Here is a 21,766-nt window from a genome sequence, read left to right on the forward strand (position 1 = left end):
TTACTCTACTTTCTTCTCATCTCGAGGCATCCGTTTATTCTTTAATGTTTGTAAAGCCTCAGTCATTTCTTGTATTGTTTCGGGGTCGGTTTCCTTCTCCAATTGATCCGCCACGCATTGTATCATTGAAACATTGTAATAACGTTGAATTTGTGCAATCGCCCAAGCGGCTGTACCTCTTATCATCGGTCTTGGATCTTGTTCCATTATTTCTAATAATAATGGTAAAGCGGTACGGTCACGATAATTAGCTAATGCAATAATCGCATTTCTTTGTAATGGTTTCTTCCCACGCCAAGAACCGGCCATTTCACCGAATTTAGCATTAAATTCTTTATTCGACATTGTTAACATCGGTTTCAATAAGGGTTGAACTTGGTCAGGATTTGGCTCCATTTCTGGATGAATGTGTGAATCAATGCCTTGATTATAAGGACAGACAATTTGACAAATGTCACACCCATAAATAACATGAGTGATTTTCCGACGAAATTCTTTCGGCATATAACCTTTGGTTTGCGTTTGATAGCTAAGACAAAGTTGGGCATTCATTCGACCATCACCAAGCAGAGCATTGGTTGGACAAGCATCGATACATCGGGTACATTCCCCACATCCATTTTCAACGGGGGTATCCGGTTCAAACTCTATGTCGGTAATAATCTCACCTAAATAGACATAAGAACCAAATTCTTTGGTGATCAGCAGACCATTTTTACCAATAAATCCTAGACCCGCTCTTTGAGCAGCTGCCACATCAATTAATTCGCCGGTATCAACCATTGCTTTAAAATTAGCCGTTTCGGTCTTGGTCTTAATGAAGGCAATTAACTTATCCAAACGATCTTGTAAAATATGGTGATAATCCGTTCCCCATGATGCTCTGGCAAACATTCCTCGGCGATTTTCACGATCTTGAGGGTAAGGATTTTTAATCCGACTCGGATAAGCTAAAGCAATCGATATAATCGACTTTGGTCCGTCAAAAATTAATTCTGGGTAAAGTCTTTCATCGATATTAGGATGTTCAAAACCTGAAGTATGACCTTTAGCTTTTTGCTCCTCAAGTGAGGCTTTCAGATGAGCAAAAGGTTCAGCTGTTGAAAAACCTATTTTATCGATGCCAATTTCTTTTGCGGCTGCAATTATTTCTTCTTTTAACTGAGCACTTGCTGTTACCATCACCATCCCCCTTTCAATAAAAAAGGTTGAGACTTGCGCCCCAACCTCCATTTCCTACTAGAAATTATTCTTCTGTTGCTTCTTTTTCACCGATTACTTCTGGTTCCGCAACTTCATCTTCGTCAGTTGTTTCTTCTGGCTCTTCAGTTGGAGCTACGACTGACACTAATGATTCTTCTGTATCTGTAACTAATTCAACATTAGCTGGCATTTCTAAATCAGAAGCGTATTTAACGTCACCAATTTCCATACCTTTAACATCAATTTCAAATGATGAAGGAATGTTTGCTGGTGTTGTTTCAACTAAAACAGTTGTTAATGATAAGTCCACGATACCTTCTTTAACAGTTTCTTCGTTAACTAATACAACTGGAATTTCAACTTGTAATTTATCATCTGCTGAAACAGCTTGTAAGTCTACTGAGTAGAACTCATCTTTTAATGAAGCTTTAACAAAGTCTTTGATTAAAACTTGTTGTGTTTTACCATCGATGTCAACATTAAATACCGCATTAACACCTTCTTTTTTCAAGATGTTTTCGAATTCACGACGGTCAATTAATAAAGATTGGGTTTCTTCCCCTTTAGAATACATTGCTACTGGAATTTTACCTTCTTGACGTGCTTTGCGAGAAGCTGAAGTTCCGGTAGTTGTTCTTAATTCTGCTTTTAAATTCATATAAATATAATCTCCTTACTATTCCTAATTTAATAGCGCTAATAGTTGCACACACAATATGATACCAAAATTTTCAACAAAAGGCTAGCAAAAAATGTTTCTTTTGTATACAATAAACAAGTAAGATCAATGAAAGGAGTGATAGAATGAAAAAAATAATTACTTTTCTAAAACCATGGGATTATATCTTAATTGCCTTCGCTTTATTTCTCTCCTTTTTACCAACCATCGTTACCGCGATTCAATATTCAATGCAACCAGAAGTGACCAATTATGCGATTGTCAAAATACATGGAAAAGAAGTCGATCGTTTCGAATTATATGAAGGCGCCGAAAACGTACAAAAGACTTATTATCCCGGTGATAACCAATATAATATTATCGAACGTGAAGGTGACCATATTCGCATTAAAGAAGACAATTCACCTGATCAAATCGGGGTTAAGACGGGTTGGATCAAACGCCCTGGTCAAACAGCAATTTGCTTACCACATGGCTTAATTATCGAAGTCTTAGGTGAGCCCGAGGAAGATGAATTAGTCCTTCCTTTATGATAGATAAACACTATAAAAAACAGGCTTAACGGAAATGGCATTCCTTAATTGGAATATCCATTTGCCGTTATTTTTTTTAATTCGATACCACCTTCTATCATTAAAGGGTGTTTTTTATATTTAAAGCCAACCTTCTATAATCGATACCGCCTTTTACCATTCAAGGACGACTTTTATATTAAAAGGTCACCTTCTATAATCAATGTCGCCTTTTATCATTAAATGGCGCCTTCTTCGACTGCTTCTACTAACGGTAACGCATTTAGTAATACTTCGGCCGTTCCGATGTTTGTAGCCAATGGAATATTATAGACATCACACAAACGAATTAACGCATTGACATCCGGTTCATGCGGTTGTGCTGCCAAGGGATCACGTAAAAAGATAACTAATTCAATTTTTTGTTCGGAAATCATCGCACCAATTTGTTGGTCGCCACCTAATGGACCAGAATTTAAGCGATTGACGACTAACCCTGTTTTTTCATTGATTACTTTACCGGTAGTTCCAGTAGTATAAATCGTATGTTGACTCAAAACATCTAAATATTTTTCTGTTAATTCAATCATGATAGGTTTCTTTTGATCATGGGCAATTAAGGCAATATTCATCATTAGTTAACCTCACTTTATTCATTTTCTCATACTTATACTATACCATATTGCGTAAAGTGAGCGCTATCGAAAGAACACTCTCTAATAATGCATGGACGAACTAATTTATTATCACACTTCTAAAACGACCATCGCCCCACTTTTAATAATTTATTTAATTAAACAGACAATGATGTGGGATAGTTTCCCATTTTTAAATTGATACTCGCTCTTTTTCATGCCCATTCTCCACTTAGTACCATTGAGCGGTTTTCTTAGATTTTAATCCGTCTGATATAATAAATGGCTTTCCTTCTCTTGGCTGGTATAAACATGGTAAAATTTGGTTAATGACATGCACAATGGCTAAGCGACATAAAACAATGCTTATAGAGACTAAGTATCAAATTGATTAATCTAGTCAAAGAATTACTCACTAATGTTCAACTGTGTGTTGAAAAGCATCAAACTGCGTCTTAAAAAGATGAGACCTCAACTTGGTCAAATTCAATCATTCGATTTCCTACTTCTGGTCCACTCCCAACAGTTTTAGACAGACGCATCAAAAAGCATCCGACTGTCTACTTCGTGCCAAGTCTCAACTGTGGCGGCGGTCGATAGATAGAAAGAAAACCATCTATTTTTCTTCAGGCTCACTCCATCATAAAATTATCCAGCGAAATCTATTAAAGTGATAAATTTTATGATACGATTAACTTGTGAAATACAAATCAAACTTTTAGGAGGATGCCCTATGACCATTACACAACTTTTTAAAATTCAATATCCCATCTTTCAAGGAGCGATGGCGCAAATTGCACGCTACCCCCTAGCCGCTGCCGTTTCACAAGCTGGTGGACTTGGTATTATTGCTTCAGGTGGCATGTCCGCTGAAACTTTACGTCATGAAATTCGCGAGTTAAGAAAAATTACCGATTGTCCTTTTGCCGTAAACTTGATGTTGATGATGGAAAATATTCCGGAATTAGTCCAAGTGATTATTGATGAACAAGTGCCAATCATCACAACCGGTGCCGGCACACCTAAGCATGTCATGCCCTATCTAAAAGAAGCCGGGATTAAAGTTGTTCCTGTAGTTGCGAGCGTAAAACATGCCATTAAGATGTCAGAATTAGGAGTAGATGCGATTATTGCAGAAGGAACAGAAGCAGGTGGTCATATTGGTAACACCACCACTATGGCACTGATTCCCCAAATCGTTGATGCCGTTAAAATCCCCGTCATTGCGGCCGGTGGAATTTCGGATGGTCGTGGCATGGCCGCTGCTTACACTTTAGGCGCGCAAGGGGTTCAATTGGGAACCGTCTTCTTAGCGAGTGAAGAATGTCCGATTGCCAGAGGCTATAAAGAAGCTATACTTAAAGCAATCGATACCGATACGGTCGTCACCGGTACACGAGCTGGCGCACCAGTCCGTTGTCTTCGTAATCAAATGACTGAGAAATTTATTGAACTGGAAAATAATGATGCCAGTCGGGATGAATTAGAAAGCTTGACACTTGGTTCATTAGCCAAAGCAGTTAAAGACGGCGACCTTGAGAATGGTTCACTAATGGCTGGCCAAATTTCCGGGATGATCAATGAAATTAAGCCGGTTCACACCATCATTGAAGACATTTATCAAGAAGCAAAAGCCGTCTTAAATCGAACAGTCATTTAATCGACAGATTTTAGGGCTTAATATGCTAGTGCGTACTTGCCTTGTGCTTATTAGAATCTTTTTACAATTGCAACCTTTCGTAAAATGGGTTTAAATTCCACTACAACCTTTTTGTTAGAACTTATAGTGTCACCAAAAGTTAAATTGTTTGTCTAATTTTGGGGGTCAGTTCAGTCCCAAGTGTTCTGGATTCAACCAGTGTGTCTGTTAAAGAAGTATTTGTCAGCAAATTTACGTATTTAATACAAAGATGAAACTTGACCTCACCCTATGATACAATACTATTGACAAACAAAGGAGTTGAGTAAATGCACCAAATTAAATGTCCACATTGTGGTGAAACTTTTCAAATTGATAAGACCAGTTATGCGAATATCGCGAGCCAAGTTAGAACTTCAGAATTTGATCAAGAACTACATAATCGCTTAGTACAAATTAATGAAGAACATCAAAAAGATATTGCCCTTGCTGAAGAAAAATTCAGTAAACTATTAACTGAACAACTAAATGATAAAGAAAAAGAATTAGCACAACTAGCGGTCGAAAAAGATCAGGTTATTTCTCAATTAACAGTAGAAAAAGAACGTGAAATTACCCAACTAAAGAACGACAAAGAACAAGCTTTAACCAAATTAATCGCTGAAAAAGAACAGGCTTTAGCGAAGTTACAGGCACAAATTGATTTACAAAAAGAAAAAAATGCCGCTTCATTAGTTGAAAAGGAAACGCAAATTAAAGCGGATTTAAACGAACAATTGACCCAACGCGACAAACAAATTGCCGACTTGGAAGTTCAATTAAAACAAATCGAGAATACGCATAAAATTTCATCGATAGAACTGGTAACAGCCAAAGATAAAGAAATTAATGAATTAACCAATCGTTTGCAATTACAAGAAAAAGAAACTTTAATTGAGCAAAAAAACTTAAAAGAACGCTATGAAATTCAATTAATGCAAAAAGATGAAACCATTGCTTTCTATAAAGACTTTAAAGCTAAACAATCCACTAAAATGGTAGGTGAAAGTCTCGAGCAACATTGCGAAATTCAATTTAATGAGATTCGCGCTACTGCCTTTCCCCGTGCACAATTCGGGAAAGATAATGATGCTCGTTCAGGAAGTAAAGGCGATTATATTTATCGAGAATATGATGAACACGGTACTGAAATCATTTCAATTATGTTTGAAATGAAAAATGAAAATGACGAAACCGCCACTAAAAAGAAAAATGAACATTTCTTTAAAGAATTAGATAAAGATCGTACTGAAAAGAAATGTGAATATGCCATCTTAGTCAGCTTACTAGAAGCGGATAATGAATTATATAATAATGGAATTGTTGATGTTTCCTATGCTTATGAAAAGATGTATGTCATTCGCCCGCAGTTCTTTATTCCGATTATTAGTCTACTTAGAAATGCCGCAATGAACTCACTACAATATAAACAAGAGTTAGCTTTAACTCGAGAACAGAATATTGATATTGCACACTTTGAAGAAGATTTAGAAGAATTTAAATCAGCCTTCGCACGTAATTATGACCTGGCCAGCCGAAAATTCCAAACAGCCATTGATGAAATTGATAAAACCATCACACATTTAGAAAAAACTAAAGCTGCTTTATTATCTTCTGAAAATAACTTGCGTCTAGCAAATAATAAAGCGGATGATTTAACGGTAAAAAAATTAACACGTAATAATCCCACCATGCGCGCAAAATTTGAAGCATTGAAAGACTAATTGTTTAACAAGTCAAAGAATAAAACTATTCGATTATTTCTATCGGCTAGCCATTTGCACGGTGTCTTCACCATCAAAAAAGGCTAGCGAATAGAACCGTCGTCCATCGAGTGATACACCACATCATGGTGTCTTCACTGTCAAAAAAGCTAGCGAATAAAACCTCTTTTAAGAATGTTTCACATAATGTTTTACATAGATTGAGGAAAAGAAATCTTGATGTTTTAGATCATTTTTCATTTTCGAGAGACCGCCACACAGTCCAACCATAAAAACCAAGCTACCCTCAACTTTTCGAGATGTTGCTTGGTATTTATACGACTTTGCTTAGGATTTTACATCCTAAAAAAGCGTTGAGGTTCCTTACTAGGACTTCAACGCTTTTTCTTATTTCTATTTGGTACCATCGAACCCGATGTAAATGTCAACACAAAATTGTACAAAAGTGTGAATATAAATATGTACAATTACATATCGCATTGACTATGTTTATTCCTCTTCTTCCTTGTTTAAATGATCTTTTAACCGGTAAGAATCGCCATTAATTTGAATCACTTTTGAGTGATGAAGGACGCGATCAACAATCGCATGCGCAATTAAGGCATCCTGAAACAGCTCATCCCAATTACCAAAGGGAATATTCGTGGTAAGTATGGTGCTCTTAGTCTCATAACGCCGGTCAATGACTTGGAACAAGAGACGCTCATCTCCTGGATTTAAGGGTAAGTAGCCTAGTTCGTCAATAATGAGTAAGCTGGCCCGATTATAATAACGCAGACTGCTCTCTAATCGATTCTCTGACTGAGCCTTTCTGAGCTTCTCTAAGAGATCGCTACACTTAATGAAATAGGTGTTATAGCGATTCTTAGCTGCTTCTAAACCAATTGCCGCGGCTAAATGGGTCTTGCCTACTCCGCTTGAACCCAAGAAGACGACATTCTCCTTTTTTTCTATAAAAGATAAGGTCATCAAATTACGGATTTCTCGCTCTTGAATGCTTGGTTGAAAGTCAAAGTCAAAGTTTTCAAAGGTCATATTGATTGGTAATTTAGCGATTTTAATCATCATATCCTTACTATTTTGACGCTTAATATCTACCTCATGATTCGTTAACCTTAAGAGGGTATCCACAATAGAGAGGTGGTCGTAATCGCCACTTAAAACCCCGTCTAAATGCAGGCTCATCTGAGTGAGCTTAAGATAGTCTAAGTTCTCCTTGAGCTGAAGATACGTTGTTTTATCCTTTCTTGCCATAAATAGCGTTCAACCTTTCTAAATTTTCTTTTGAATAAGCTTCGACCTCTTCTTGTGACTTATAGGGCATGGTGCTAGCGACGAGCTGTTCATAGTGTCCTGGCAAGTAATTCATGGCCAGATTAGATACTGGATGACTCGCGATCAACTTCGTGTTATCATAAAGATACAAGGTATTGTCTTCAACCTCTAGGCCAAGCCTTTTTCCGATGTATTCAACTGGAACTGAATACTGATTCGATTGATAGCTAATCATCGAAGAGCTGTTCACCTTGACGGTTTGTTGATAATAGTAACGACTTCTTATCTCTTTGCTAGGCAGCGGGGATAGGAAGTCTTTTTCGTATTCCAAGAGACTCATGGGTGATTTTTTGGTGGTTGGATGGATCTCAAGATTTTTACGAAGATTCATCTTTTCAACATGGCCCACCAACTCTTCAAAGGAAAACTTTCCCTGATAAGCATCGAGTTCATCAATCAACTTCATTTGGCTTTCCACTTTCCCTTTGGTACTTGCACGCCGAGCGACACAAGCTCTGACATCAAAATTATAATCACGACTAAACTGTTCAAACTTCTGATTAACAGAGCCAGGACGATAGGACGTTCGTGGCTCTTCCATGATCGTCGTCATATTATCATTGAGTATTTCTTTGGGAATTCCTCCTAGCTTTTCAAAGATGTCGTTTAAGACGGCAAATAAGGTATATTGCCTCCGATTCAGGGTAACGTGATACAAACTATAGCGCGAGTAACCTAAGATACCCACAAAAACGTTCAGATAAATAAGCTCCCCTTCCTTCGTTACGTATTTAAAGTTCTCCTTCCAGTCTATTTGTAGTTGTTGACCCGGGTCAGTCTCAAAACGCAAGATTGGCTCATTGTTCATAAATTTCCTCTTCTCAAAGTATTGCTTAAACTCTGGCTTCTTGTTGATATAGTATCTGAAAGAAGATTCCTTTAGTTGCAGGTCATGGTTATCTACAAGATAGCGCCATAAGTGGCGAATATAGTGAAAAGTTTGGATACAGTCTTCGCTAAGCAACTCCTTGATCAACTTGTAGTAGTCATCCGCTTGAGAAGGCTTGACTCTCGTCGTTGCCTTTTCAAAACCTTCATAATACTTCTGAACCGTCCTTCGATCTTTCCCCAACTCTCGAGCAAGTTGAGAAAAATTAGGTTTCATATTGCACACCTCCATAACAGCCTTATAATTTGCTAAATCCTTAAGACATTTCACTTTTAAATCTTCCGCAAAATCTATCTGGATTGGATTATACATTCACATCACCTCATGAATGATTATCCGTTATCTCCTCCTGTCTGTGAAGCTTCTATTTGTACATCTTTATTTTGTCACAACTGTACATTTTTATGTTAGCACTTATACCCGATTAGTTTAATAGCACGTTTTTAAATAAAGTATTAATTTATTGGCGTAAATTAAAGAACAGGCACAATATAACAACATAGATCATTGTCGCTTTTTCTGAGCACTCCACACAGTTGGGAGTGGACCAGAAGGTAATTACTCTACTGTTTCAGTAGTGGTAGGGACTTCCATTGTAGTACTCGTCTCTTCAACAGGTGCTTCGACACTGGTTTCAACCGTTGTTTCAACATCTGATTCAGCCATAACTTCAGTAGTTGATTCGACAACACCATTAACGGATTCAGTGGTCGTCGTTTCTTCCACAGCACTTTCGTTTTGGTTCATTTCTGTTGTTTCACCATCCACTTCTGAAGTAGTTGATTCTGCTTCAACAGCCTTAGGTAATTCAGGTAATGTGCTTTTTTCTTGATACGCAGCAAGTACATCTGCTTTATCAATGACGATAAAGTCATCATCTGAATAATAGACTTTAAAGCCTTCTGGTTCAAATTGATAATAAACTGAGAAAGGCGGTAGATTATAATGTTTTTCTAAATATTCAATCAAGGTCGCATTTGAAATTTCTGCTTCTGGTTGATTGTCTGCTTCCGTTGAATCTTCTTGTTTTTTATTTTGTCTTTCTTTAATAATCTCTTGAGCTTGTGCTTTCAATATTTCTGGTAATTGGTTGGTATCTAAAGTGAAATATTCACTTCCACCTTTTTTAGGAATTGACACAGTACCATTATCCCAAACAAAAGTTGCACTGTCTTTTAAGTCTTCTGGACTAAAGATATAACCTTCGTCATTCGCAAAGATTCCTTTTGCTAAGGCAGCATTTACTTCTTCAACACTGTGAACGATTTGCCAGTTTTTCAATCCAGCACGTTGAGATTTTGGTGTCACATTTGGCACATAAGTAATCTCATTCGATATGGTGTCTTCATGGCCTTCATCTGTCCATGGTGCTGGACGATATTCAGGATGTTGCATTAAATATTTAACCGTCGCAATTTGTTCTTTGGTTAAATCACTATAATACACAATGTGAATATGATCGATATGTGGAATGATAAAGGAATCACCAGTATCGTATGTGGCGCTACCCGCATGCATTGGTAATTGGCTAAGTGGAACATATAAACCGGGTTCTAATTCACCTTCATTCGCTTTCGCAACTTCAAATTTATATTTTAAATTCTCATTTAAATTAAGTTGTTGCTCTGCAAATGAAATGGCTTGATAATCTAGTTCACTAATGGGTTTGAAGACTTCTTTATGATTGGCTAAAAAGACATAACCAACTTGTCCATTTTGAGTTTCTTTTCTTAACACCGCTTTAGCATTAAATGATATTTCTTGCGGTGATGTTGATTCATTTTTATCTTTCTTGTCATTTTCATTGACTAAAACTAAATCAATCCCGAAATGTTTTTTAATGTACGCTTTGGCTGCTTGTAATTCTTTTTTATTTAAATCAGTAAAAGGTACCCAGTGATAATGACTACCATGTTTAGCAATAATCCCTTGACGTTCTACTTTAGTAATCGATTCAACGGAAAAGACATATCCATCACTTGTCGTATACGGTTTGTTAGAATTGCTAGGTTTAACCGTTATCGTGTTGCCATGAGTATGACCATTTTGATTGCTGTGGTTGTTTTGATTATTTTGATGATTGTTGCCAAATTGTCCGCTATTATCAGATGTCGAAGGTTTAGTGTTACCATTCTTACCTAATACAGCTAACGCAATTTGTAACTCTGCAGCAGTAAGGTCAGATTTTGGTATAAAATGAAAATGATTACCATGCGGTACGATAAAGCCATCGCCTAAGTCTTGAATAACATCATAGGGGCTGAACACATAGCCATCACTGGTCACATAGCTACCACTATCATCTCTTGAACCTGATCCACCCAACAATTCGCCTTCTTTTACATGATTCACTTTTTCTCGTTTATCACGTTGTGATGCATCTTGTTCTTGAAATTCAGCAAATGATTTTTTAACTTGTTGAAGAATCGTGTCGATATCCATAATATGGTCATTATTTTTTTCTTGATAGACTTTATATTGGTCATCAATTTTTACGATAAAACCGTCTTTAATCGCTTGTTTAACATCTGCTTCTTGTAATTGATAATCGCTAGGTGCTAATAATAATTCACTAAAATAAGCTTCTTCTGCTACTTCGCCACTGAATACATATAAGTCAATGCCAACTAACAGTACATATTCTTTTTCAGTAATATAAACGACAATCGGTTGACCTTCGAAGTCTACATCTTTTAAAACTTCCTCTGGCGTTTTATCTACAACCGGCATAATTAAGCTCTCGTCAGTTAAGTGATAATCTTTTCTCAATTCCACGATTGCCTTAGCATCTTTCGGATTAAGACCATTCGCTTGTAATAACAATTCATCGGTTGAACGTACAGTCGATGCTTTTTTGCCCTCTTCTAACCAAACATAATATTGATCGTCTTTTTTGACAATCCACCCATTCGCAATTTCACTCACTTTTTCAAAAGAATCAAGGTCCTCTTCAGTCACAATGCTTTCTAAGAAAATAGAATCCTCAGGTACTTCACCATTGTAATAATGATAATGGTCTCCATGAGAAGTAACATAACCTTCTTCGGTAATTTTTACAATAATTTGTTCTGCGGCAATGCCTTCATCTAAATTGACTTCTTCTTGTGAGCGTGATTCGGTCATTGAATGATTACTGTCAGTTTGGTTTTCTTCAGCTCCATCAACATAATCCATTCCTGATGAGCTAGTTTCTTCAGTGCCATCGACATAATTCATACCTGATGAACTGTTTTCTTCGGCTAAGACTATATTTTGATTTAAGAATACTCCACTGGCTAATAACGTAACTAATAATGATTTTTTGAAATTCATACTATTCCTCCTGTTGTAAATGACTGCTTAATGTTTCTAATACTTTTTCTAAATTCACTAAAAATGGATCAGTATTAAGTGGATCGCCTTCTAGTGGACTCAATTCCACAATGGTTGTGCCGGTCGCATCCGCAATCACTTTAGCGGCACGGTCAGAGACATTGGGTTCAACAAAGATTGTCTTCACTTGGTACTCATTAACAAATTTTTGTACTTCGGCAATTTTCTTTGATGACGGCTCAATATCGGAAGATACCCCTGCAATTCCTAACTGTTTCAAATTAAAGCGGTGGGCTAAATATGAAAAAGCCGTATGTTGGGTAACAAAGGTTTTCTGTTTCAATTGTTCAAAAATCGGTTGATATTTAGCAACAAGTTGTTCTGCTTGTTCAACAAATTGTTTTGCATTCGCTTGATAAGTCTCTTGGTTGTCTGGGTCTAATTCCGATAAACGATCTGCAATCAATTGCGCTTCAACACCAGCTTCAATCGGGTCTAACCAAGTGTGTGGGTCATACAACGCCGCATTATCCATCCCTTCGATTTCTTCAATATCTTCTAAACCGGTAACCTTCTGCATGGCCATTCCTCTTGAAGCCTCAACTAAAATAACGGATGAATTCTGTAAATTAGCCGCAATATTTTTAGTCCAAGATTCTAAAATATTAGAATGATAAATGAAAATATCGGCATCATAAATAGCCGCTATATCATTGGCTGAAGGTTCAAAACCATGGATACCATTTCTAGAATTAAGAACGCGAACTTCGTGCAAATCACCGACAATTTCTTTGGTGATAGCGTACATTGGATAAAAACTGGTGACAATATTTAATTCTGTTGGTTCATTCGCTTTCGCAATCATGACAGGACGTTGAATAAGGGACGTACAGCATAATAACATGATTAAAAAGAAAGCTCGCCATATTTTTTTCATTTCTCTCAACCTTTCAATTTATAAACTCAACGTTTTAAATTGTAATAATTATCTATTATTAAGTCAAGCATTTTTTAAAACAAAAAGTAATTTTTACATTTTCTTAATGATTGTGGACTCGTTTTTTTGTTACAGCACCAACAGGAACTAGCATGAACAATCCTATGATTCGATTGTTAGTAATTGAAGGCTTATATTTACTCCAAAATAAAAGGACCAATCATTAGTAATCCTTTGATTACCTTTGATTGGTCCATTCCCTATTAGTTTGTTTTAAATAATCTTCTATCAATCACTGAAGCTTTTACTGGACGTCATGATGGAGTTTCACCTAATTTAAATAAGATATTATTAAATGGCACTAACTAAAATTTCATCAAGATCCATGAGATATTATTTGATGGCATGACCTGCTGTTTCACCAAATATCAATGAGGTATTATTAGATGGCATGACCTGCTGTTTCATCAAATATATACAAAGACACTTCAGGAGGTCATGACCTAAAGCCTCAACAAACAATAATCAAACAATTATTGAATGACATAACTTGAAATTTCAACATCTCCGCTCCATAATGTCACAACAGGTTCAATTCCTTCTCCTAAATAAATATTAGAGGATAAGGTTGCTGTACCATTATTAGCAATTAATTCGATGGAATTCGTATCTAAGATAATTTCCAGTTTAGCTAATTGAGCTTCTTTTACTCTGAAACCTCGTTTAGTGACAGGTTCATTTTCTTCACCTGATAAATCAATTCTTAGATTTTCCCGGTCTAAATAAACCGCATTGCCATCTTTCTCATAGCGAATGCTGACATAGTCTTGTGTACTCCCCACTCGTAACTCGAAATCCGCTTGTGTCTTAGGTTGTAAGACTAATACTTTCGCTTGATTGGTTGAGAAATCATCCGTCGTTTCTGCTGTTAAATGAGCTTCGGTCAACACGGGTGTTTGTGTAAATTGATTGTCGCGCCAATTTAAGACACGGGGCATCGTCATACCGAAAGCCCACTGATGACCTAACTCTTTGGTCACATTCTGACGACCCCAAGTATTCATCCAAGCAATCATAATGCGACGCCCTTGATCATCTTCTAATGTTTGAGGCGCATAGAAATCATGTCCATGATCTAATTCTTCCCATTGTTCAGGGATAAACTCCTTTTTGTCCCAATCAACTTTCCCTTTAACAACTACCGTGGTATTTAAGTTATGATGACTCAAATCCTCGCGTCCAAAACGCATCGGTGACATCAAGAGTGTATCGACACCATCGAGATTAAAATAATCTGGACATTCCCACATTTCACCTTGTTCCTTTGTACCTTTAAGGAAAATCGACTCATATTGCCATTCTATTAAATCATCGGAACTGTATAATAGAACGCAACCTACACCGTCTACATGACGAGCCACAATCACCGCATAATATTTACCATCTTTTTCAAAAACCTTGGGATCACGGAAGTCAGCTGGCACTATTCCTTCTGGTAAGTCCGCTTCAGTTAATACCGGATTTTGAGCGATTTTTTCAAAATGAACGCCATCTTCTGAGACAGCGATGTTTTGAATTTGACGTGGTTCGCCTTGTTCATTTTGAATATTCCCCGTATACATTAACCATAATTTGCCATCTTTTTCAATGGCACTACCTGAAAAGCATCCACCAAGATCATAGTCCTTATCTGGTGCTAACGCTACTGGTAAATGTTCCCAATGAATCAAATCTTTTGATTTTGCGTGTCCCCAATGCATCGGTCCCCAAATCGCATCATAAGGATAATGCTGATAAAACAAATGGTACTCTCCTTGATAGAAGATAAAGCCATTTGGATCATTAATCCACCCGATAGGTGCAGTAAAATGCACCTGAGGTCGGTATTGTGGATTGACTAAATGTTTGTTTGCTTTAATAAATTGATTTGCTCGCTCGATTGTAAATTGAGTCATTGATACGCCTCCTACTATTCTTGGTTAGCTAAATACTCATCAAAATATTTTTGTTTAATTTCTAACCATTCTGGTAATCTAAATCTATCTAATTCTGCTAAATAAGCATCCCATTCTTCATCAATATTGCCGTTAACAATCCATTCTGAACGTTTGCGGTTGACATATTCCATTAAGTCAGCTTCGATTGTTTCAATCTTTTCTAAGTCTTCAACTGACATAAATACACGTGGGTAATTATAATCATTATTCATATATGGCACATAATGTTCATGTAATAAATCTAAACGCCATTTTGCATCATCTGGCATAGTTGTCACAGTACCATAGTATTCATCCAAGATAGCTAAAGGTCCACCTAATTCGGTTTTTTGACGTAATTCTCCTGGAGCGGTCCCTTCTAATGGTAAATGTTTTAAAGTTTGAGTTGCTTCATCAAATTCAAAGATATTTTGTTGGGTATCATCACCATAGGTTCCCCAGTTATTTTGAACCGATTGTACCGGTTCGTACATCTTATCAATCCATTTAGCCGTTAACTCTAAGTTTTTATTTGCTGAAGTAATGACTGCACGGTCACGAGAAAAACCAAAATTATTAGTACGAGTAATATGTTTTTTGCCATCTGGTCCTGCTAATGCTGGTAAAATATCATAACTATCGTTCATTCCCGTCACATTGGCTTTATCCCATGTAAAGTAAACACCATAACGATGTTCTGAGCCTTTCGCAATATAAGTATTCCAATCTTGTTCAAAGGCTTCAGTATCTAATAAGCCACGTTCATATAAATCACGCATGAACTTGATTCCTTCTTTGTACTCTTCGTTATCTGCTGTAAAGTCTACTATTTTATCGTTTGAAACAACGACGTGATCATCTGTATCACCGATTCCAAAGGCACCCATTAAAATTTTAAAATCCTCATTACCTCCATTATTAATAAAGGCCATTGGGATTTCATCCGCTTCACCGTTACCATTAGGATCTTGAGTTTTGAATGCTTCTAAGACTTCGATTAAATCATCGGTTGTTTCTGGCATATCTAAACCTAAATTATCTAACCAGTCTACGTTAATCCATGCGATATCATTAACAGAGTGAATCGATTCTTTGTCAGAACCTAATTCTTCAATCCAAGGAAATGAATAAATATGACCATCTGGTGCGGTAATCATGGCACGATATTCTGGATTTTCATCTAATATTTTCTTAAAATTAGGCATATATTGGTCAATTAAATCTTCTAAAGGTACAATCACCCCGTTTTTAGCCCATTTAATTAAATCCACATCAGAGGCCGCAGCATTATGGAACACATCCGGTAAATCGCCACTGGAAATATCTAAGTTACGTTTTTCAGCATAATCAGTATTGTAATTAGTCCATTCAATATGAACATTCGTATCTTCTTCTAATCTTTTGACGATTAATTTATCATTAGGGTCTTCTGGCGCTAACGGTGAACTACCGGTCGTCACTTTTAAGGTCACTTGCTTTTCTAATGGAAATTTTACATCTTTCAAACCATAATCAGGACTTGAGGTTCCACCACCCCCACTACATGCAGCTAAAATTAATCCACTGGACATTAACAATCCTAACATTTTTGCTTTTTTCATCTTTTTTCCCTCCAAAAATTTTTTTATCCTTTAATTGAACCAACCAAAATACCTTTATCAAAGTATTTTTGGAAGAATGGGTACATAATCATCAATGGTAAACTTGAAACAACAATTGTGGCATATTTAATCATTTCGGCAATCCGCTGAATATCAATCATTGCGGTATTCGTTCCAATCATTTCTTGATTAGGTTGATTTTGAATTAAGATTTTTCGTAAAACTAATTGTAAAGGTTCTAGTTTTGGATCTTTTAAATAAATCATCGCATCAAAATATGAATTCCATTGACCGACAAAGGCATATAAGAACAGTACAAATAAAATCGGCTTACATAGTGGCACAATAGTTTTGACAAAAATTTGAAAATCATTAGCCCCATCGATAACGGCTGCTTCAATTAATTCTTCAGGTAAATTTTGACAGTAAGTTCGAATTAAAATAATATTCCAAACATTAACCGCTCCCGGAATTAAGATTGACCACACGGTATTTAACATTCCTAGTTGCTTCACTAATAAATAAGTTGGAACTAAGCCGCCCCCAAAAAACATAGTGATTAATAACATAATATTAATCCATTTTCTACCAACTAAGTCTTTTCGAGATAAAGGGTATGCTGTTAACATCGAGACAGCAACTGTAATAATCGAAAAAGCTAACGAATAGAAAATTGAATTCATAAATCCTCTCACAATGGACGCGTCAGCAAAAACTCTTTGATAGCCTTGTAATGTCCAATCTTTTGGGTTAAAACTAATTCCTTTGGCTAATAGAGTAGTTGGATCCATAAAAGAAGCAATCAATATATAGACAAGTGGCACAAAAGTAATTAACACTATTAGACCAATCATGATTTTATTAATCAGTAAAATTCGACGGTCAAAATCGGTTTGCATTGCTGAATTCATCATTTACCTCCTATAATCCTTCGCCATCATTTAAGTGTTGCACTGTTTTATTAACAATTATCAGTAATACCACATTAATGACGGTATTGATTAAACCAACAGCTGTTGAATAAGAATAATTACCTGAAACTAAACCTTGTTTATAAACATAAGTTGAAATAATCTCAGATGCGGTTAAATTTAATGATGTTTGCATTAAGTAAGCTTTCTCATAACCGACACTCATAATATTACCCGCTGCTAAGATGAATTGAATGACCATCACCGGTTTTAAGGTCGGTAAGTCAATATGCCATATTCTTTGTAAAATATTAGCACCATCCAGTTTAGCAGCTTCAACTAGCGACGGATCGACATTAACCAATGTAGCTGTATATAAGGTTGAAGCCCAACCCATTCCTTGCCAAATACCACTTCCAATATACAAACTTCTAAAATAATTAGGATTGGTCATAAAATTAATATTGATGCCTACCATCTCTAAAATACGATTAACCGGACCTTCAATAGAGAACAGTAGAAAAATCATTCCGACAATGACCACAACTGAGATAAAGTTAGGTGCATATAAGATTAACTGGATTTGTCTTTTCAATCTTGGACTTGCTAATTGATTTAACATAATTGCTAAAATAATCGGTGGCAAGAAACCCCACAATAATCCATAAACACTTAACTTTATGGTGTTCCCGACTAATAATCCCAGATTGGGTGCTGATAAGAACTTGGCAAATTCTTTAAATCCTACCCAATCACTTCCTAAGATACCTTGTAATGGATTGTAGTCCTTAAAGGCAATTAAGACTCCGTACATCGGGATATACTTAAATACGAATGTTAGTAGTAAACCTGGTAACAACATTAAAAATAATACTTTTTGTTTTTTTATTTTCTCCCAAGTACTCAACTCTTTTTTGATGACCGTTGACATCTGTTTCCTCCTCCTTTTTTGAAACGTTTCAAAACAACTTTAAAAAATTAGTGCTGCATTGCCTGTCAGCACAATTTGATTTTATTTGAATTTACATTCTAATTGAAACGTTTCAATAACGCTCTAAAAAAAAATACTTCGTAACTTTCTACAATCTTAGTTTATAAAAGAAAGCGTTTTTTGTCAATAGGTATTTTCTTTTTTTTTATTTTTTTGTGGTTCTGCCTTCAACATAATAACCAGGAATTAAATATTGACGCGTATGTTCTTTATTATCAATAATATCTAAAATAAGTTCCACTGCTTTTTTAGACATTTCTTCCAACGGTTGTTTAATCGTTGACACGACATATTGTCGCTCCATCGCCATTTTTATTCCATCATAGCCAATTATTTGCAGATCTTCTGGCACTCTCATTCCTAAATCTTCCGCAACTTCAATCACATCAAGCGCCGCAAAGTCATTAATCGTAAAGATACCATCTATTGTAGGATTTTCAATTAAAAACTCGCGAATCTTTTCTTTTAAGTTAGGAACAGGCTCCACTTCATCTAAAATTGAAAGTTGATATCCTGCTTCTATAATGGCTTTTTCAAAATATTGACGACGCTTTTTCGTCTCGTTCTCCGTCTCATTATGTGCTCCGACAAAGCCAAAATGCGTACACCCTTTCTCAATGAGTGTCTTCGCCGCTATTTCAGCACCTACCTTGTTGTCAGACGCAACATAAGCAATATCCATACCTGGAAAGACACGATCAAAACTGACAAAAGGGATACCTGAAGATAAAAACTCCTCAATCGAACTATATGTAATCGCAATGATTCCATCTACTTTATTTTGTTGTAACATTTTTATATATTCTGCTTCCTTTTCCGGACCAGCACTATTACATAGAAGCATCTTATAATCTAAGCGACTCAATTCTTGTTCGACATGATAAGCAAATTCACTGAAAAACGGATGCCATATCGTCGGTACGATTAAAGCAACGGTGTTGGTACGATTTAATTTCATCCCACGTGCATATTGGTCGGGTACATAATTTAATTTTTCAATCGCCGCATTAACTTTTTCAAGTGTTTGGGGCTTAATGCCTTGTGCTTTATTAATGACTCTTGAGACGGTCCCTAAACTAACGCCCGCTAATTCTGCGACATCTTTCATTGTTGCCATTTCTTTCACCTCACTTTACTTAAAATTTTATAACGATGACTATCAAATTAAGGCATCCGCTAGCCATCGCTAATATTGGGAGTGGCAGACCGAATACAAGTTAATCGTCCCGCATCGTCATGACCACTCTTTTTATTTGAATTCATTGTTGATTGCATGACTCAATTCATTCACAGAATTTAATGTGTACACGATATTATGATAGTAATTCACGCGCTAATTCATAACATCCTGTAATACCGGCATCGTCTTCTAATGCTGGTGGTACGATAAAGACTTCTAATTCTGGTGTTTCTAAATAACCATTATTGAACTTTTTGAAATTTTCACGAATTAATGGGAATAATTGACGTTGTTTCATCACGCCACCACCTAAAATGAATCGTTCGCAACCTAAAACAGTATAGTAATTATACAATCCTTGCGCAATATAATAAGCTTCCATTTCCCAAGCTTGGTGATCTTCAGCTAAATCAAAACCTTTTTGGCCCCAACGTTCTTCAATTGCTGGACCAGCAGCCATCCCTTCTAAACAGTCTCCATGATAAGGACATTTACCTTCATATTGATCTTCTGGATGACGTCTGACTAACATGTGGCCTGTTTCAGGGTGACCATAGCCACTAACTACATGACCGTCGACAACGACACCGCCCCCAACACCGGTTCCAACAGTTAAATAAATGACATTATCCAATCCTTTGGCTGCCCCTTGTTTCATTTCACCATAAGCCGCCGCATTCACATCGGTAGTCCACGCCATCGGTACATCAAATTCTGCTTTAAAAGCACCTAAGAAATTATAGTTATTCCAGCCTTTTTTAGGAGTGGTTGTAATATAACCGTAAGAAGATAACTCTTCATTATCGCCTAAAGGACCGAATGACCCAATCCCTAATGCTTTCATCTCAGGATAATTTTTAAAGAAAGCAATCATTTTTGGTACAGAAATATCGGGCGTTTCAGTAGGAATACTTACTCGCTCAATAATTTGTCCTTCGTTATCAAACATAGCACAAACGCATTTTGTGCCACCTGCTTCTAATGCACCATACATGGTATCACTCCTCATCGATTTTTGAATGTCGAGGTTAGTCCACCATTCGACTGAAAATTTCAATTGTTGCCTCCAACCAGTTTCCATTGATTGAACTAACCCATGACATCCATTTACCATCATTATAATCAATTATTATAAATTTGTGAATGATGAAGTTCACAATTGTCTGTTTTTGTATAAAAACATAAAAATGAATACAGCTTAAAAACCTTGATATCATAAGGTTTTAGCGCCTTTTTAAAAGGCTAAAAAAATTTTTGAAACATTTCAAAAATAAGCCCGTTTTAGTTGATTTTTGATCAAAATGAATGAGTTTTTAAGAGTTTTCACCTAGTTTATTCTAGAAAAATAATGGGAGTACAATAAGGTTAAGGACTAGAAGTAAAAAAATGAAGAATTTTCGCTTCGTCTTCCAACCCATGCACAGTTGGGAGTGGACCAGAAGTAGAAAATGAAATAATTTTCGCTTCGTCTGTCCACCCCCGCACAGTTGAGTAGGCCTCAACCAAGTCGCAAGACGCAGATTGAGGCCACTCAACCACTGCGCTTTTAATTATCGAGCAATCACTTGACTGGACTTTTCAAGATTATACTCAGCTATCTTAAGACGCCGTTTGAGACCACTCAACCCCTGCGCTTTTAAATATTTAGCAATGACTTGATTGAATTTATCAAAGTGATACCTCACCTCATTAAGACGCCGTTTGAGACCACTCAACCCCTACGCTTTTAATTATCGAACAATCACTTAATTTAATTTATCGAGTTTTGCCCAGCCTCTTCTTAATGCACTGATAACGTCGCAGAAACTGAAAAAATATATTTAAAATAAATGCAACCGATTTTTCTATTTTATAGGGTTTTAACTTACAAATACAAAAAATTGAATGAGTATTTTTAAATTAACTTATTTTTTTATTAAAATATTTATGTAATTCATGTTATATTTCAAAGACATAAAGAGTGTTGCTAAACGTTTACAAGATGGTATCATTCTTTACAACATTGTGGTTATATGATAGATTAGAACTATTAGTATCCTTAATAGATCTAAGAAGAACCTATCATTTATATTACGCTATAAGTTTTATACATTACTACTAAAATGAACTATTTTATGAGAGCGATTGTATAAAAAAGTATAATAAATCGAAATCGTTTTTACTGTTTTTAGTGTAGTAGTTATTATGATGGGGATAAATGAAT

The 21,766-nt window shown here is 36.2% G+C and carries 15 protein-coding genes and 1 pseudogene; 3 read left to right on the forward strand and 13 right to left on the reverse strand.

What is annotated here, in order from left to right; all coding sequences use genetic code 11:
• Both queG and CYJ72_RS02775 read right to left on the reverse strand, forming a co-directional pair.
• The gene (queG, locus tag CYJ72_RS02770; protein ID WP_284630322.1) at positions 1-1,182 is read right to left on the reverse strand and encodes a tRNA epoxyqueuosine(34) reductase QueG; all 1,182 of its coding nucleotides are present in this window, start codon (positions 1,180-1,182) and stop codon (positions 1-3) included.
• Between the two features lie 64 nt (positions 1,183-1,246).
• The gene (locus tag CYJ72_RS02775; protein ID WP_066124327.1) at positions 1,247-1,861 is read right to left on the reverse strand and encodes a 50S ribosomal protein L25; all 615 of its coding nucleotides are present in this window, start codon (positions 1,859-1,861) and stop codon (positions 1,247-1,249) included.
• Between the two features lie 146 nt (positions 1,862-2,007).
• Here CYJ72_RS02775 and CYJ72_RS02780 point away from each other — a divergent pair, with 146 nt between their 5' ends.
• A complete protein-coding gene (locus CYJ72_RS02780) occupies positions 2,008-2,415 on the forward strand; it encodes a NusG domain II-containing protein (RefSeq protein ID WP_284630323.1) in 408 nt (135 codons plus the stop codon).
• 218 nt (positions 2,416-2,633) lie between these two features.
• Here CYJ72_RS02780 and mgsA read toward each other — a convergent pair whose 3' ends face one another.
• Entirely contained in the window at positions 2,634-3,026 is a 393-nt protein-coding gene (gene mgsA, locus CYJ72_RS02785; protein WP_066124335.1) for a methylglyoxal synthase, read from the reverse strand.
• Between the two features lie 736 nt (positions 3,027-3,762).
• Between mgsA and CYJ72_RS02790 the strand changes: the two genes are divergently transcribed.
• Positions 3,763-4,689, forward strand: a complete 927-nt coding sequence (locus CYJ72_RS02790) for a nitronate monooxygenase (RefSeq protein ID WP_284630324.1) — start codon at positions 3,763-3,765, stop codon at positions 4,687-4,689.
• Positions 4,690-4,997: 308 nt separating this feature from the next.
• Positions 4,998-6,431, forward strand: coding sequence for a DUF2130 domain-containing protein (locus CYJ72_RS02795; protein ID WP_066124321.1), 1,434 nt, complete (start codon positions 4,998-5,000; stop codon positions 6,429-6,431).
• Between the two features lie 489 nt (positions 6,432-6,920).
• Here CYJ72_RS02795 and istB read toward each other — a convergent pair whose 3' ends face one another.
• The 10 genes and pseudogenes from istB to CYJ72_RS02845 all read right to left on the reverse strand — a co-directional run bounded on the left by istB (position 6,921) and on the right by CYJ72_RS02845 (position 20,557).
• Positions 6,921-7,685, reverse strand: coding sequence for an IS21-like element helper ATPase IstB (gene istB / locus CYJ72_RS02800; RefSeq protein ID WP_101813346.1), 765 nt, complete (start codon positions 7,683-7,685; stop codon positions 6,921-6,923).
• The gene (gene istA / locus CYJ72_RS02805) at positions 7,669-8,967 is read right to left on the reverse strand and encodes an IS21 family transposase (protein ID WP_284630270.1); all 1,299 of its coding nucleotides are present in this window, start codon (positions 8,965-8,967) and stop codon (positions 7,669-7,671) included. Before istA ends, istB begins: the two co-directional genes overlap by 17 nt.
• Before the next feature lie 1,101 nt (positions 8,968-10,068).
• Positions 10,069-11,967: pseudogene (locus CYJ72_RS02810) on the reverse strand (pneumococcal-type histidine triad protein); the annotation flags it as partial.
• A 1-nt stretch (position 11,968) separates the two neighbouring features.
• Positions 11,969-12,904 (reverse strand): metal ABC transporter solute-binding protein, Zn/Mn family, encoded by a 936-nt coding sequence (locus tag CYJ72_RS02815; RefSeq protein WP_284630328.1) that lies wholly within the window; start codon positions 12,902-12,904, stop codon positions 11,969-11,971.
• Positions 12,905-13,437: 533 nt separating this feature from the next.
• Positions 13,438-14,859, reverse strand: a complete 1,422-nt coding sequence (locus tag CYJ72_RS02820) for a glycoside hydrolase family 32 protein (protein ID WP_284630329.1) — start codon at positions 14,857-14,859, stop codon at positions 13,438-13,440.
• Positions 14,860-14,873: 14 nt separating this feature from the next.
• Positions 14,874-16,481 (reverse strand): ABC transporter substrate-binding protein, encoded by a 1,608-nt coding sequence (locus CYJ72_RS02825; RefSeq protein ID WP_284630331.1) that lies wholly within the window; start codon positions 16,479-16,481, stop codon positions 14,874-14,876.
• 23 nt (positions 16,482-16,504) lie between these two features.
• Positions 16,505-17,392, reverse strand: a complete 888-nt coding sequence (locus tag CYJ72_RS02830; protein ID WP_284630332.1) for a carbohydrate ABC transporter permease — start codon at positions 17,390-17,392, stop codon at positions 16,505-16,507.
• 10 nt (positions 17,393-17,402) lie between these two features.
• Positions 17,403-18,323: an ABC transporter permease gene (locus CYJ72_RS02835; protein ID WP_066124309.1), complete on the reverse strand. Its 921-nt coding sequence runs from the start codon at positions 18,321-18,323 to the stop codon at positions 17,403-17,405.
• A 205-nt stretch (positions 18,324-18,528) separates the two neighbouring features.
• On the reverse strand, positions 18,529-19,500 hold the full coding sequence (locus tag CYJ72_RS02840) for a LacI family DNA-binding transcriptional regulator (RefSeq protein WP_101813398.1): 972 nt from the start codon (positions 19,498-19,500) through the stop codon (positions 18,529-18,531).
• A gap of 196 nt (positions 19,501-19,696) precedes the next feature.
• Positions 19,697-20,557 (reverse strand): ROK family protein, encoded by an 861-nt coding sequence (locus CYJ72_RS02845; RefSeq protein WP_284630872.1) that lies wholly within the window; start codon positions 20,555-20,557, stop codon positions 19,697-19,699.
• Between the last annotated feature and the right edge of the window lie 1,209 nt (positions 20,558-21,766).

The sequence above is a fragment of the Globicatella sanguinis genome, assembly GCF_002847845.2.
GTDB classification, from domain to species: domain Bacteria; phylum Bacillota; class Bacilli; order Lactobacillales; family Aerococcaceae; genus Globicatella; species Globicatella sanguinis.

Bases quoted from the DNA above. Each gene is read 5' to 3' on its own strand.
- CYJ72_RS02775 (WP_066124327.1), bottom strand. From the start codon at position 1,861: ATGAATTTAAAAGCAGAATTAAGAACAACTACCGGAACTTCAGCTTCT.
- CYJ72_RS02820 (WP_284630329.1), bottom strand. From the start codon at position 14,859: ATGACTCAATTTACAATCGAGCGAGCAAATCAATTTATTAAAGCAAAC.
- CYJ72_RS02790 (WP_284630324.1), top strand. From the start codon at position 3,763: ATGACCATTACACAACTTTTTAAAATTCAATATCCCATCTTTCAAGGA.
- CYJ72_RS02830 (WP_284630332.1), bottom strand. From the start codon at position 17,392: ATGAATTCAGCAATGCAAACCGATTTTGACCGTCGAATTTTACTGATT.
- CYJ72_RS02840 (WP_101813398.1), bottom strand. From the start codon at position 19,500: ATGGCAACAATGAAAGATGTCGCAGAATTAGCGGGCGTTAGTTTAGGG.
- CYJ72_RS02845 (WP_284630872.1), bottom strand. From the start codon at position 20,557: ATGTATGGTGCATTAGAAGCAGGTGGCACAAAATGCGTTTGTGCTATG.
- CYJ72_RS02815 (WP_284630328.1), bottom strand. From the start codon at position 12,904: ATGAAAAAAATATGGCGAGCTTTCTTTTTAATCATGTTATTATGCTGT.
- CYJ72_RS02835 (WP_066124309.1), bottom strand. From the start codon at position 18,323: ATGTCAACGGTCATCAAAAAAGAGTTGAGTACTTGGGAGAAAATAAAA.
- istA (WP_284630270.1), bottom strand. From the start codon at position 8,967: ATGTATAATCCAATCCAGATAGATTTTGCGGAAGATTTAAAAGTGAAA.
- queG (WP_284630322.1), bottom strand. From the start codon at position 1,182: ATGGTAACAGCAAGTGCTCAGTTAAAAGAAGAAATAATTGCAGCCGCA.
- mgsA (WP_066124335.1), bottom strand. From the start codon at position 3,026: ATGAATATTGCCTTAATTGCCCATGATCAAAAGAAACCTATCATGATT.
- CYJ72_RS02795 (WP_066124321.1), top strand. From the start codon at position 4,998: ATGCACCAAATTAAATGTCCACATTGTGGTGAAACTTTTCAAATTGAT.
- istB (WP_101813346.1), bottom strand. From the start codon at position 7,685: ATGGCAAGAAAGGATAAAACAACGTATCTTCAGCTCAAGGAGAACTTA.
- CYJ72_RS02780 (WP_284630323.1), top strand. From the start codon at position 2,008: ATGAAAAAAATAATTACTTTTCTAAAACCATGGGATTATATCTTAATT.
- CYJ72_RS02825 (WP_284630331.1), bottom strand. From the start codon at position 16,481: ATGAAAAAAGCAAAAATGTTAGGATTGTTAATGTCCAGTGGATTAATT.